12 protein-coding genes and 2 rRNA genes (1 of these 14 cut by a window edge) are annotated in these 12,572 nt (G+C 48.5%); 10 read left to right on the top strand and 4 right to left on the bottom strand.

Going from position 1 to position 12,572, the window contains the following annotated elements; translation table 11 throughout:
* From ACZ5PW_RS16900 to ACZ5PW_RS16890, 3 genes are all read left to right on the top strand, one after another.
* Nucleotides 1-216: ribosomal RNA gene (locus ACZ5PW_RS16900) — 23S ribosomal RNA — on the top strand (it extends 2,721 nt beyond the left edge of the window).
* Nucleotides 217-425: 209 nt separating this feature from the next.
* A 5S ribosomal RNA gene (gene rrf, locus ACZ5PW_RS16895) occupies nt 426-540 on the top strand.
* Nucleotides 541-782: 242 nt separating this feature from the next.
* A complete protein-coding gene (locus tag ACZ5PW_RS16890) occupies nt 783-2,123 on the top strand; it encodes a PpnN family nucleotide 5'-monophosphate nucleosidase (RefSeq protein ID WP_464555833.1) in 1,341 nt (446 codons plus the stop codon).
* A 78-nt stretch (nt 2,124-2,201) separates the two neighbouring features.
* Here ACZ5PW_RS16890 and ACZ5PW_RS16885 read toward each other — a convergent pair whose 3' ends face one another.
* The 4 genes from ACZ5PW_RS16885 to map form a co-directional block, all read right to left on the bottom strand.
* Nucleotides 2,202-3,863 (bottom strand): methyl-accepting chemotaxis protein, encoded by a 1,662-nt coding sequence (locus ACZ5PW_RS16885; protein WP_464555830.1) that lies wholly within the window; start codon nt 3,861-3,863, stop codon nt 2,202-2,204.
* A gap of 99 nt (nt 3,864-3,962) precedes the next feature.
* Nucleotides 3,963-4,712, bottom strand: a complete 750-nt coding sequence (locus ACZ5PW_RS16880; RefSeq protein WP_464555829.1) for a substrate-binding periplasmic protein — start codon at nt 4,710-4,712, stop codon at nt 3,963-3,965.
* 137 nt (nt 4,713-4,849) lie between these two features.
* Nucleotides 4,850-7,102, bottom strand: coding sequence for a DNA helicase RecQ (gene recQ / locus ACZ5PW_RS16875; RefSeq protein ID WP_464555828.1), 2,253 nt, complete (start codon nt 7,100-7,102; stop codon nt 4,850-4,852).
* A 219-nt stretch (nt 7,103-7,321) separates the two neighbouring features.
* Nucleotides 7,322-8,101: a type I methionyl aminopeptidase gene (map, locus tag ACZ5PW_RS16870; RefSeq protein WP_464555827.1), complete on the bottom strand. Its 780-nt coding sequence runs from the start codon at nt 8,099-8,101 to the stop codon at nt 7,322-7,324.
* 219 nt (nt 8,102-8,320) lie between these two features.
* Between map and atpD the strand changes: the two genes are divergently transcribed.
* From atpD to ACZ5PW_RS16835, 7 genes are all read left to right on the top strand, one after another.
* A complete protein-coding gene (atpD, locus tag ACZ5PW_RS16865) occupies nt 8,321-9,691 on the top strand; it encodes a F0F1 ATP synthase subunit beta (protein WP_464555825.1) in 1,371 nt (456 codons plus the stop codon).
* The gene (locus tag ACZ5PW_RS16860; RefSeq protein WP_464555822.1) at nt 9,691-10,071 is read left to right on the top strand and encodes a F0F1 ATP synthase subunit epsilon; all 381 of its coding nucleotides are present in this window, start codon (nt 9,691-9,693) and stop codon (nt 10,069-10,071) included. Before atpD ends, ACZ5PW_RS16860 begins: the two co-directional genes overlap by 1 nt.
* Entirely contained in the window at nt 10,068-10,442 is a 375-nt protein-coding gene (locus tag ACZ5PW_RS16855) for an AtpZ/AtpI family protein (RefSeq protein WP_464555819.1), read from the top strand. The genes ACZ5PW_RS16860 and ACZ5PW_RS16855 overlap by 4 nt, the downstream gene beginning before the upstream one ends.
* Nucleotides 10,429-10,746 carry an ATP synthase subunit I gene (locus ACZ5PW_RS16850; protein ID WP_464555816.1) on the top strand — a complete coding sequence of 106 codons (318 nt, stop codon included), beginning with the start codon at nt 10,429-10,431 and terminating at the stop codon, nt 10,744-10,746. Before ACZ5PW_RS16855 ends, ACZ5PW_RS16850 begins: the two co-directional genes overlap by 14 nt.
* Nucleotides 10,737-11,405 (top strand): F0F1 ATP synthase subunit A, encoded by a 669-nt coding sequence (locus tag ACZ5PW_RS16845; RefSeq protein WP_464555814.1) that lies wholly within the window; start codon nt 10,737-10,739, stop codon nt 11,403-11,405. The genes ACZ5PW_RS16850 and ACZ5PW_RS16845 overlap by 10 nt, the downstream gene beginning before the upstream one ends.
* Before the next feature lie 72 nt (nt 11,406-11,477).
* A complete protein-coding gene (locus tag ACZ5PW_RS16840) occupies nt 11,478-11,756 on the top strand; it encodes a F0F1 ATP synthase subunit C (RefSeq protein WP_464555812.1) in 279 nt (92 codons plus the stop codon).
* Nucleotides 11,757-11,758: 2 nt separating this feature from the next.
* Entirely contained in the window at nt 11,759-12,490 is a 732-nt protein-coding gene (locus ACZ5PW_RS16835) for a F0F1 ATP synthase subunit B family protein (RefSeq protein ID WP_464555810.1), read from the top strand.
* Nucleotides 12,491-12,572 lie beyond the last annotated feature (82 nt).

The following is a 12,572-nucleotide window of genomic DNA, read 5'->3' as shown; positions in this document are numbered from 1 at the left end:
TGTTCCTGTTGTCGCGCCAGCGGCACTGCAGGGTAGCTATGTTCGGAAGGGATAACCGCTGAAAGCATCTAAGCGGGAAGCCTGCCTTGAGATTAGTTCTCCCTATGCTTAACGCATCTGAAGATTCCAGGTAGACCACCTGGTTGATAGGCCGGAGGTGTAAGTGTGGCGACACACTCAGCTGACCGGTACTAATAAATCGTGCGACTTATCTTTCTTCTCTTCCCTATAACTTTAATTTTGCGTATTGCACGCCATCTGCGAATTTTTAAATCTGAGCCAACTGCTCATGTATTAAGAATACACTTCGCATCTGGCTTCAGATTGATAAAATTCACATCTGACGCACACTACACAAAATTGAGTTGTAGAAAAAATCTTCTCTATTTTAACAATATATTTTGCTCATCGTAGCAGGCAAATTTGCTTGCGACCACTGAGGAGAGGCCACACCCGACCCCATTCCGAACTCGGAAGTTAAGCTCTCCATCGCCGATGATACTGCTGGGTAGCCAGTGGGAAAGTAGGTCGTCGCAAGCTTTTATTTCAAAGCCCCCTTGTTTACAAGGGGGCTTTCTTGCGTTTAATGCAGGAAATTTGAGCGGAGGGGGATTGGGGTCTACACCAAAGAAAGGGGCGCAAGCCCGAATGATCAAATTTCCAACGGTTACTTTTTTGCATCAGTCTTTTCTTTTTGTTAATTCTAGGCTTCATAATTGATAATTTTCAAAAAAATATTTGATTATACTTGCAATCTCATACGCTTATATTAAGCAGGGAGCATGAAAACAGAACTTAAGATTCCTATCATTCCCCTGAAAGCCTTTTCCCGAGTCCCAGGTCCTGAAGAAATCGAGAGACTTACCGCCGGACTTGAAAACCCGGCAAACCGTATGACTGAAATTTTAGGGGCGTTGATCAACGTTCATAAAAATGATGTCCATGATACCCGGGAAATCAGAGAAAAATTTCATGATATGAAAATTGAGTTGGCCCCTGTGAATGGCTCGCTCAAACTACTATGCAGCAGAGTGCCCATGGACTGCCTTTATGACGGCAGAAATGTCATATGGCAGTCTGTTGAGCATATTTCTGCTGTTATCCGCGATATTATTTTTGCTCCCGAGGAACCGGTCGATCCGGAATGCTGCCGTTCAGCCTACATCAAAAAATTTGTTGAGCATTCAGGTTTGATGTACCGGGGCGAGCGCAGTCTGGTCATGTTCACTTGGGGCGGACACCGCATTCCTCTTGAAGAGTATAATTTTGCCAAGGAGTTGGGATACTGGACTGCTCTTTTTATGCCTGACATGGAAAATATCACCGGATGCGGTGTAGGCATAATGAAGGCTCCGTTTAAGGGAGCGCAGGTTGCTTATGGCAAGCAGCGCACTTTTGAGCGATTCGGGCCCAGGGATTTTATTGGATTCTCTGAAAAAAAGATACTGGCAGCCGAAGCGCCAAACGAACTTGTGACACGCCTGTTGACTTTTCCGACTATCGAAGAACGCATGGAAGCTTTTATCCGTGCTTCACACCGGGGCAGGGTTCATCCCGGAGGGGCTGGCACAATTGAAGAGATTCTTACCATGCTCGCTTTATTGTCCATGCCCGAAAACAAGGGCATCAAGTACGATTTTGATATGGTGGAGAAGGGGGGCGGTGTCTATTTCAAGGAACTGGTTGAATACCTGAACGTATGCTTTGGAAACGCCCTTGATGGTCTGTACAATGTTCATGTCGGAACAGCGCGCGCTTACGCAAACTTTCTTGCCCATGACACCAAGGATCTGAACACCCGCTACCTTTGGAATGATGATCTCGCATTCGACCCGCGGATTCAGCAGCCTTTTGAAGTTACTTTTGAGTCCATGGAAAAGCTTGACCTTTCCCGAAATCAGGAACCTTTTTCACTGCTGATCAACCTTAGACGCTTTTTTTCAGCTGTGGTTCATCTTTCTGTCAAGGACCCTGATATGCTTGATCAATGGGGTGACGAACGTCCGTTAATCAAGGGTGATAAAGAGATTGTTAAGGCGACAGATGATTTTGTGCGCAAGCTGGCACTTCAGGGACGCATTCATCCAAGCAAGAATAATACACCATCATACAGGATTGAATAGACTGATATTTATCTTTAGCTAGTTAACAAGGGCAAAATCATATTTGCCCTTGTATCTCTAGCTGTTTTCAATCCTCTGTTATTGATTTTCGAGTTTGTGAATAAGAGCCATCAGTTGCTCAGAGAGGTCTTTGAGCTGATGGAGTGCGTTGGTGGCCTGATCCATATCAGAGGATATTTCTCTGGCAATGTTGTTAATGTCGTCCATCGCCCTGTTGATTTCTTCACTTGAGGCAGACTGCTCTTCAGAAGCAGTGGCTATGGATCTTACCTGATCAGAGGTGGTGTCGACAAAGGATACAATCTCTTTCAATGATTCACCTGCTTCACCAGCAAGTTCCTTGCTTTGATCCACAGCTTGAGTAGTGCTGTTCATGCACTTGATATTCTGCGTGCTGCTGTTCTGGATAGCGCCGATAACATTCTCCACTTCCTTGGTGGCCTGCATGGTTTTTTCAGCAAGTTTTCTTACTTCATCAGCGACAACAGCAAAGCCCCTTCCTGCTTCACCAGCTCTTGCCGCCTCGATAGCAGCATTAAGGGCAAGCAGATTGGTCTGATCGGCAATATCGGTGATCACACTCATAATAGTTCCGATTCCTTCAGCATTTCTGCCGAGTTCATCAAGATTAACCTTCATTTCTTCAGATAAGCTGCTGACATCATTGATAGAGCTTACAAGATCTGATACCTTTTGAGATCCTGATTCAGCTTTCTTTTTCGAAGCCTCTGCGCTCTCTGCGGCGAGCCCGGCATTCTGGGCTACTTCAAGAACCGTGGCATTCATTTCTTCCATAGCTGTAGCCGTTTCATGAGATCTGTCTCCCTGCTGATTGGTGTACTCGTTCACCTGTTCAACACGAACTGTGAGGTCGTCAGCTGCATTCATGATGTTCTGCGATATATCTTTCAGAATGGAAGCTGCTTCAAGCATTCCTTCTTCTCTGGCTTTTTCACCCTGCTGTCTTGCAAGCTCAGCGTCATCACATGCCTGCCTTGCAGACATCGCTGCCTCCGCAGCTTCTTTTTCTTTGACTTCAACTTCCTGAATAGTGTTTTTCAGGTTGGAAACCATTTGCATAATAGAATTTCTAAGTTCGCCCAGTTCTCCCGGAAATGAGCCGCCGTCAAAAGAGCATTCAAGATTTCCATCACTCACTTTTTCCGCAAAACATTGAATGCTTTTAATCGGTTTTACCAACATGTTCCTGATAATAAAGAATAAAATAAGTATAATGAGAACGTCGATTACAACAGTATTTATGGTGATGCCGATTATTTCTTTGCTGAGTGCGGCTTCAAGCAGTTCCCGGGTCAGATAGACTGTTATTACGCCGATTTTTTTCTCTTTGCGGATTACTTCTTTGCTGACACTTACGTAGCTTCCTGCAGGCGGGGATTCAATCTTCTCAAGTTCACCGGAAGGTGTTTTCTGGAGAGCTAGGAAAATTCTCTTTCCGTCAGCTTCGTATACAAAAACGCTGGAAAGTTCATCAAGTTCCATTTCGGACTTGATGATTCTGGTCCCTAGATCATTGTTAAAATCCCAGATCGGAGTGACCATCCCAAGCGCAAGCCGTTCAGCAACTCTTGCAGCATGTCTGTCCAGGGTGTTGTTCAATTGAGCACGAGTTTGATAGTAATCTCTAAAACCGAACCCGATAAGTATTAGAGTAACAACCGCTACCAACAGTACAATGATTCTGAATTGGATGCTTTTAAGGAGGGTTCCTTTCTGCATGTTGCCTCCATCCGGAAAAGGTGTTGTTCGAGATAAATTGAATAACTGTCAGGCGGAAATCATAACCGCCTGACAGAAGATAGTGTTTGGTTTTAGAGCTTAACTACCAAGATAATCGGAAACGATTTTATCAATCTCACCACTGCTTTTCATTTCCTTGATGACTGCGTTGAACTTTTTCACGAAATCATCTTTATAAGGAGCAGTGTTTGCCTTGGAGAAACCAAGGTAGCCGTTCTCATTACTGATCTGAGTACCCTTTGCGACTTTGCCTGCCGGGATATTCATCTGTTTCATGGAATACCTGACTGAAGCGTCATCGTTTACAAAGCAGTCGATCCTTCCGGCCATAACCTTTTTGAGATTGACCTCGTTGTCGTCAGCTTCCTGAATACTTAGTTCTTCTTTGTTGGGAACTGCGTACCCCGAGATAATGCCTATCTCCAGGTCCTTGTAGTCGGCGGGCCAGTTCGGCCTGGGGGATGATAACACGTCTTTTCGGCAGTAGGCTGCAAAACCTTCTTTAATGATTGGTTCTGACCAGGGAGAAATCCAAGGGCGTTGTTTTGGGCGGTAGTAGGGGGCAAAGCATGCGAAACCGCGTCCGGTTTCGACAAGATTTAAAGCTCTTTTCCAAGGCACGAGTTCGATTGTTACGTCATAGCCGTCCATTTTCGAAAATGCTTTTTTAAGGATTTCAACATAGATGCCGTTAGGAGTGTCACCTTTCAGAAAGGCATAAGGAACGTAGGCGTTCTCACCATAAACTGTGACCTGCTGAGCAGCGTTTGAAATCTGGGTGCAAACCAGAACCGACAATACTACGACCAAATAGACTATCCTTTTCATTTTTATCCTCCGGTCAATTTAAAAATTTCAGGCCTAGTATCTTTATGCCCTATTTTTACGTTGATGGAAATAAAAAATGGAAAATGTAATGCTCAGGTCACAAAAGTGTTTTTATGTTCATAATCTGTATGGTGTAGTTATTGTGGTGCTTTTATGTTGACTTCAGCTCTGCATAATCTAAGTATTTCATATGAATAAATTCCTGATAGAGCATGAAATATAGGTGTAAGCTGATCCAGCCCCTCACTTTTGAAAAAAACAATTGTATCAAAAATACAGTTCAGTTCATTTTCTGGCAGATCAACAATATCTTCAGCTTTTATTTTTCCGGCAGCAACACAACTGGTCAGGTGGGTATAGACTGTAGTGGATTTGATTCCTCTATCGTTTGCTACTTTTTCCACATCCTGCAAGTTTTCGAAATATTCAAGGGTTTCCATGGCGGAGGCGGAAACTTCCGGAGTTTCGGTTTGCGAGGCGGGGTCCGGAAGAGATTTTATTTTGTCTGCGGGAATGGGGAAAAGATCCTCAGGTCTTCCATAGTTTTCTTGATGGTTCATTAGGGCGTCAAGAATCGCATTGCCGTACCTGAATATTTTCTGATCGCCGAGACCGTTGACCGCGTAGAGTTCGCCGATGGTCTGGGGCCGGTAGCAGGCCAGTTCCAGAAGCGTTTTATCGGCAAATATAGCGTATGCCGGAACGTGCTGTTCTTTTGCCAGCGCAGTCCGCAATGTCCGCAGGGAATCAAGCAGTACCTTGGCCTCTTCAGTTGTCAGACTTGGACTGTTCTGGTCCCCGATTACCAGTTTATCAGGCAGTCTGGAGGATTTCCGGGTTTTTGTCTTTGCCAGAACCGGATCTTTTCTGAAAGCCACATTTCTTTCTTTACGGAGTACCTGCCAGCTTTTTTTATTCAGCTTGAGGGAACCGTAGCTTTCAATATCCACATCCACCAGCCCCTGTGAAACCAGTTGGCGGTGAATTGAAAGCCATTCATCGGAGCTGAATTCTTTGCCGATTCCATAGGTGCTCAGTTGATTGTGTCCGAAGCCGGAGATCCTTTTTGTGTCTTTGCCAAGAAGAATCTCAATCAGATAGTTTGCCCCGAACATCTGGTCGGTGCGATAGATGTTGGAGAGAGCTTTCTGCGCTGCAACGGTTCCGTCAAAAGTCGAGGGCGGATTGATACAGGTGAAGCAGTTTCCGCAGGGCTCTTCCATTTGTTCACCGAAATATGAGAGCAGGGACTGGCGCAGGCATCCGGGAGATTCACAATAGGCAAGCAGGGCGTTGAGCTTGCGCAATTCAAGCGCCTTGCGGTCATCGGGTGCATTCCCGGACATGATCATCCGTTTCAGAAACCCGATATCCTGGATCCCAACGGACATCCATGCTTCAGCGGGCAGTCCGTCACGTCCGGCACGCCCTGTTTCCTGATAATATGCTTCAATGGTTTTGGGCATATCCAGATGCGCGACATAGCGGACATCCGGTTTATCAATCCCCATACCGAAGGCGATTGTAGCCACCATGACCAGACCGTCCTCGGACATGAAGCGGGCCTGATTGGCTTCGCGTGTCTGTGGATCAAGTCCGGCATGATAGGGCAGGGCTTTGATTCCATTCCGGCACAGGAATTCAGCTGTTGATTCCACTTTTTTGCGGCTCATGCGGTAGACGATTCCGCATTGGGCGAAGTGGTCGTTTTTAATGAAGTTCAGAAGCTGCCTTTTTTCATTCTCTTTGGGAACAACGGTATAGCGGATGTTGGGGCGATCAAATCCCGTTGCGAAAATATCTTCCTGAGTGAATCCGAGACGCATCAGAATCTCATTTCGGGTTGGCCCGTCAGCGGTTGCGGTCAGGGCAAGGCGGGGAACTGCCGGAAAGCGTTCCGCGAAATCCGAAAGGCGCAGATAGTCCGGGCGGAAATCGTGTCCCCACTGGGCAACGCAATGTGCTTCATCTATTGCAATGAGAGAGATTTTGAATCCTGAAAGCATATCCATGAACCCGGGCTGGGCCAGCCTTTCAGGTGCTACATAGAGCAGGTCCATGTCCCCCGCGTGGAGTTCGTGGATAATATGGTTGGCCTCCGAGGGCTGCACTGAAGAGTTCAGGCAGGCCGCGCGCACTCCCATCTGTTTCAGGGCGGCAACCTGATCTCGCATCAGGGCGATCAACGGGGATATTACAATGCCCACTCCTTCCCGCAGGATGGCCGGAATCTGGTAGCATGCCGACTTTCCGCCACCGGTAGGCATGAAGACGACAGCATTTCCGCCGTCCATGATGCGGTTAATGACATTTTCCTGAATACCCCGGAAAGATTCATATCCGTAGGTCTGGCGCAGTACGTCAAGGGGAGTGCGGGAATTTTTATTCATGAATATTTTTGATTGAATTACCGGGTTGAAAATTTTGAGACGGAATGGATTATACCCGGAAAGGTGGCTTGGTTAAATGTCTGCTGCTCAGGTTAAAGAGAGAGTTGCCCGGCAGCGGAGCGAGTATTTAAAGGCGCATCAATTTATCTGTCTTGGTTTAAAGAAGCGGGGCGAACCTTTATCCGGTAGGCCCCGCAGATATTTTACGCTGATATTCTTCTACATTGCCCAGCCTTCACCGTTGGGTCCGCAGGTCAGTACCTGTGCCCCGTCGGCGGTGACTGCAATGGTGTGTTCGAAATGCGCTGAGGGTTTGTGGTCTTTAGTGATAATGGTCCAATGGTCCTTGAGGGTTTCCGTTGACTTCACCCCGGCATTGATCATGGGTTCCACGGCGATTACAAGACCCTGCTTGAGTTTGAAATCCTTAAGCACCCTGCTGTTGTAGTTGGGGACCTGCGGGTCTTCCCAGAGTCCTTCACCTATGCCGTGCCCGACAAGGGATTCCACAACAGAGAAACCTTCGTTGCGGGCATATGTGGCCATCTTTTTGGCAATTTTGCTCCATTTCACTCCGGGCTTGATGGATTTGATGGCCATGCGCAGGCATTCTTCGGTTACGTCCATGAGTTTTCTTTTCTCATCATCAATTTCACCGATGGCATGGGTTACGGCGCAGTCAGAGCACCAGCCGTTCAGCTTAACACCGATATCAATGCTGAGTATGTCGCCGTTTTCAAGTTTGCGTGCGGAAGGAATGCCGTGAACGATCGCTTCGTTGATGGACATGCAGCAACCGGCCGGAAAAGGGACTTTACCGGGGACTCCTTTGAAAAGAGGAGTGGCGTTGTTGGAAGTAATGAATTTTTCCACCTCAGCGTTGATTGTTTCAGTAGAGACACCGGGTTCGGACATCTCTTTGGCAACCATGTGGGCTTTGTGGAGAAGCAGTCCGGCTTCGCGCATCAGGTCGATTTGTTTTTTATTCTTCAGTATCATTTTATGTGGCTCCGAAATTGTTGTCGTGAAGGAATAGGGATACTCTTTAGAGTATAGATGTCAACCCGCAGAGCCCTCCATTCTGCGAGGCAACACATCTACGGAGTTTAAAAAACTTAACTTAAAATCACTGGACTTCACTTACTATTTACGTATTCTAAAAACAGAATAAGGTTTTCCCTTTAGTTAAGTATCCTGTTGGAGTTGCGGTGGTAAATCATGGAACACAAGTTTTCCGGTGAAGTTGTATCTGTCCGAGGGAGCGTGGTTGACGTTCGTTTCCCAGAAGAAATCCCTCCCCTTCTTGCGGTGATGTATTCTGAAACAGACCGGAGGGTCACGCTGGAAGTGGCGGACCATCTGGACATGAATTCAGTGCGCGCCATTGCCATGACTCCGACCGGAGGATTGGCCCGGGGAGATACAGTAGTTTCCGAAGGTAAAACACTGCAGGCTCCTGTTGGTGAAAAGCTGCTTGGAAGGGTTCTCAATGTTTTCGGGGAACCGGTGGACGGACGAGACCTGCCTGAAGATGTTGAATTCCGTTCCATACACAATCAGCCCATCGAGCTTTCAAGGCGTGTTGTTTCCGAAGATATTTTCTGGACCGGAATCAAGGTTATTGATCTGCTCATGCCGCTTGAGAAAGGCGGTAAGGCCGGACTTTTCGGTGGAGCCGGAGTAGGTAAAACCGTTCTTATAACCGAACTTATCAACAATATGGTCGGCGCGCATAGCGGAATCAGCATCTTCTGCGGCATAGGGGAACGCTGCCGTGAAGGTGAGGAGCTTTACCGTGAAATGGGTGATGCCGGGGTCCTTGATAATACGGTGATGGTTTTCGGGCAGATGAACGAACCGCCCGGGGCAAGATTCCGTACCGGACATACCGCGCTCACCATGGCCGAGTATTTCCGTGATGACCGCGGGAAAGACGTGCTGCTTTTGATCGATAATATTTTCCGTTTCATTCAGGCGGGAATGGAGCTTTCCGGGCTTCTGGGCAGGCTGCCGTCCCGTATGGGCTACCAGCCTACCCTCGGCTCGGATCTCGCGGAACTGCAGGAGCGCATCTCCACCAGCAGTTCCGGGGCTATCACTTCCATTCAGGCAGTCTATGTTCCCGCTGACGACCTGACCGATCCGGCGGCAACGCATACATTCTCGCACCTATCTTCATCCATTGTGCTTTCCCGCAAGCGGGCGGGGGAAGGGTTCTACCCTGCAGTAGACCCGTTGGAATCCCGCTCCATGATGCTTTCACCTTCTATCGTCGGGCAGAAGCACTATGATGTGGCCCGGGAAGTCCGGCGAACTCTGGCCCAGTATGAAGATCTCAAGGACATTATAGCCATGCTGGGGCTTGAAGAACTTTCCCGCGAGGACCGCAGTATCGTTTCACGGGCCAGAAAGCTTGAACGATTCATGACCCAGCCTTTCAATACAACCAAGCATTTCACGGGTATGGACGGAAGAATTGTATCCCTTGAAGATACTGTTTCAGGTTGTGAACGGATTTTAAATGATGAGTTTCCGGATACCAGCGAACGTGATTTTTACATGATCGGCTCGATCGAGGAGGTTGGGTGATGAACTTGAAAGTCTTGCTGCCCTCGGGTGTTTTTCTGGACCGGATAGTGGACAAGGTTCTTGCGGAAAGCAGCACGGGCGGCTTCTGCCTGCTGCCGAAGCATCTTGATATGGCCTCTTCACTGGCTCCGGGGATTCTTACTTATTTCGAAGAAGGCGAACCCGGCTACCTTGCCGTGGACGGCGGGGTTCTGGTCAAGCAGGGTGATTCGGTCCGTATTTCATCCCGGACAGCTGTTGCCGGAGAACTGGGCAGGCTTCAGGCTGAAGTGGAGCGTATGCAGGAAGAGGCCGCGGAAGCGGAAAAGTCCGCCCGCAGTACTGTCGCGAGGCTCGAAGCCGGATTTGTACGCAGCCTGATCGAGGTGGAGACTCAATGAACGCAGACCGTCACGAGCAGAAGAACAAATCCGGAGAGTTCTGCCGTACCGTTGGTTCGAAAGAGCAGCGCAGAATGCTTGCGGAAAAACAGGGGACAGTCGGGACATGGTCCGCTTTCGGTTCCATGGGGTCCGTTGGTTGGTTCATTGCCTTGCCCACGGTTCTGGGAAGTGTTTTCGGGGTCTGGCTGGACCACCGCTGGCCTTCGAAGATCAACTGGACCCTGACCATGCTGGGCGTGGGACTGTTTTTCGGCTGCATGTGTGCGGGAATATGGATGAACCGGGAAAAGAACAGAATAATGAAAGAGCGTGAAGAGTGGCTCAGCCAGAATTCGGATCAGGAGAAGGAGCAGGATGATGGTGAATAGCATCCTGCCGAATCTTGTTTTTCTGGGGCTTGGAGCGGTTTTGGCTGGTATCCATTTCGGGGGGCTGTGGCTTACTGTGCGAATGCTGCCGAATTGTGCGAGGCCTCGTCTGTTCTTCTGGTCCGGTTGTATCGGGCGGTATGCCGTTACCTTGCTGTGTTTTTCAAAGATCATGGCCCACGGCGGAGCGGCTTTGGCTTCGGCTTTTGCCGGATTTTATCTTACCCGGTCATTCATGCTTTCAAGTGTCAGTGGTGTAGGGATGTCTGAATTTCTAGTCTGGAAGAGGCCTTCATGGAAATAAGCCCGGACCATATCATCTATTTCAGTTCAGGTTTTTTCAAACTGAATGCCACCATAGTTTTCACCTGGCTGGTCATGTTTCTGCTTGTGGGATTTTCGTGGCTGGTGGCAAGGCGGGCCACTGCTGCTCCTGAGATCGGCAACCGGCAGAATCTGCTGGAAGTGCTGGTGGGCGGCCTGCTCAACCAGATAAGGGATGCCACCAACCAGCATCCGGAAAGGTTTCTGCCTCTTCTGGGTACACTTTTTATTTTTATACTGGTTTCCAATTTGCTTGCGGTGGTTCCCGGTTTTCAGCCGCCTACGGGGTCGCTTTCCACTACCACCGCTTTCAGTCTCATAGTTTTTTTTGCCGTGCCTTATTACGGCATCAAAGAGAACGGGGTGCGCAATTACCTCAAAAGTTACATTCAGCCCTCGCCGTTCATGCTCCCGTTCAATGTCATCGGCGAACTCAGCCGAACTTTCGCGCTGGCGGTAAGGCTGTTCGGAAATATCCTCAGCGGAACCATGATGGGAGCGATTCTGCTTGTGATAATGCCGCTGTTCATTCCGGTGATCATGCAGATGCTCGGGCTTTTGATCGGGGTGGTGCAGGCTTATATTTTCACTGTTCTGGCGGCGGTGTTTATCGCCGCAGGGCTGGAGGTGCATGGTTAGGCCTCGGCTGTTTTATATGGCGTAGATATGCTTTTAATTTTCAACTGACGAAAAACCTCAAGGAGGAATATAATGGAAAGTCTTGGTTGGATTGCTTTCGGGTCGGTAATAGCGGCTGGAATTTGTATGGGGATCGGGGCGATCGGTCCTGCTGTCGGGCAGGGTATGGCTCTTTCCCGCGCGCTCAGCTCAATCGCTCAGCAGCCTGATGAAACCAACACCATAGTGAAGTTTCTTTTTGTCGGTATGGCAATGGTGGAATCAACCGCCATTTACTGCTTTGTGGTGGCAATGATTCTTCTTTTCGCCAATCCGTTCTGGACATATTTCCTTGAAAAGGCCGGAGGCTGATAATGCTTTTGGACTGGTTCACTGTCTTTGCGCAGATTCTGAACTTTTTCGTCCTTCTGGCCCTGCTGAAAGTGTTTCTCTACGGACCAATCACCAATGCCATGCAGGAGCGCAGGCAGGGTGTGGCGGATGAAATGGCCAAGGCTCGTAAGTCGCGTGCCGAGGCTGAAAGCCTCACCGCCAGACTGCGTGAAGAGCGTGAGGAATTGGAGAATAAAACTTCCGAGGTGATGGCTGAGATCCGTGTTGACGCGGAGAAATGGCAGAAGCAGGAAATGGAGCTGGCCCGTGGGGAGATTGAAGGGTTACGCCGTGAATGGCTGGCTGCTCTGGCCCGTGAAAAGGCCGCCGTGGCGAGCTATCTCCGTAACCGTCTGGTACATGAAGTTGCAAACACAGCAGCTTTGATGGTTCGTGATCTTGCAGACAGTGAACTTGAAGAACTGGTAATGTCGGGATTTTTGCGCAACATATCGTCAGAAGCGCGGGAAGTTGATTGCGGTGACAGTGAGATACTGATCCGTACCGGATTTGAGCAATCAGAAGTCCAGAAAAGGAAACTGGCTGGAATATTGTCAGAGCTGTTTCCTGTTCAGAATGAACGTATCTTCATACATGATGCAGATCTCGGCTTCGGAATTGAACTGATCGCCGGAGACCGCAAATGGGAATGGAACTTATCTTCCTACGTAACTGAACTGGAACACAAAATATTACAAGAGATTAAAGATTAACTGTCCTGTTCATAAAAACGGCACGATCTAATTTCTAGAAAAATTGTGCGGCAACAAAGGCGAAGCCCCGATAAAAGTTTTG

Source organism: Maridesulfovibrio salinus (assembly GCF_055394525.1).
The sequence above is the reverse complement of the archived record's forward strand: the minus strand, read 5'-3'. Positions and strand labels throughout refer to the sequence as shown.

Coding starts and splice junctions, on each gene's coding strand:
- recQ (WP_464555828.1), bottom strand. CDS start 7,102: ATGAATAAAAATTCCCGCACTCCCCTTGACGTACTGCGCCAGACCTAC.
- ACZ5PW_RS16855 (WP_464555819.1), top strand. CDS start 10,068: ATGAACGCAGACCGTCACGAGCAGAAGAACAAATCCGGAGAGTTCTGC.
- ACZ5PW_RS16860 (WP_464555822.1), top strand. CDS start 9,691: ATGAACTTGAAAGTCTTGCTGCCCTCGGGTGTTTTTCTGGACCGGATA.
- ACZ5PW_RS16840 (WP_464555812.1), top strand. CDS start 11,478: ATGGAAAGTCTTGGTTGGATTGCTTTCGGGTCGGTAATAGCGGCTGGA.
- ACZ5PW_RS16835 (WP_464555810.1), top strand. CDS start 11,759: ATGCTTTTGGACTGGTTCACTGTCTTTGCGCAGATTCTGAACTTTTTC.
- atpD (WP_464555825.1), top strand. CDS start 8,321: ATGGAACACAAGTTTTCCGGTGAAGTTGTATCTGTCCGAGGGAGCGTG.
- ACZ5PW_RS16885 (WP_464555830.1), bottom strand. CDS start 3,863: ATGCAGAAAGGAACCCTCCTTAAAAGCATCCAATTCAGAATCATTGTA.
- ACZ5PW_RS16890 (WP_464555833.1), top strand. CDS start 783: ATGAAAACAGAACTTAAGATTCCTATCATTCCCCTGAAAGCCTTTTCC.
- ACZ5PW_RS16850 (WP_464555816.1), top strand. CDS start 10,429: ATGATGGTGAATAGCATCCTGCCGAATCTTGTTTTTCTGGGGCTTGGA.
- ACZ5PW_RS16880 (WP_464555829.1), bottom strand. CDS start 4,712: ATGAAAAGGATAGTCTATTTGGTCGTAGTATTGTCGGTTCTGGTTTGC.
- map (WP_464555827.1), bottom strand. CDS start 8,101: ATGATACTGAAGAATAAAAAACAAATCGACCTGATGCGCGAAGCCGGA.
- ACZ5PW_RS16845 (WP_464555814.1), top strand. CDS start 10,737: ATGGAAATAAGCCCGGACCATATCATCTATTTCAGTTCAGGTTTTTTC.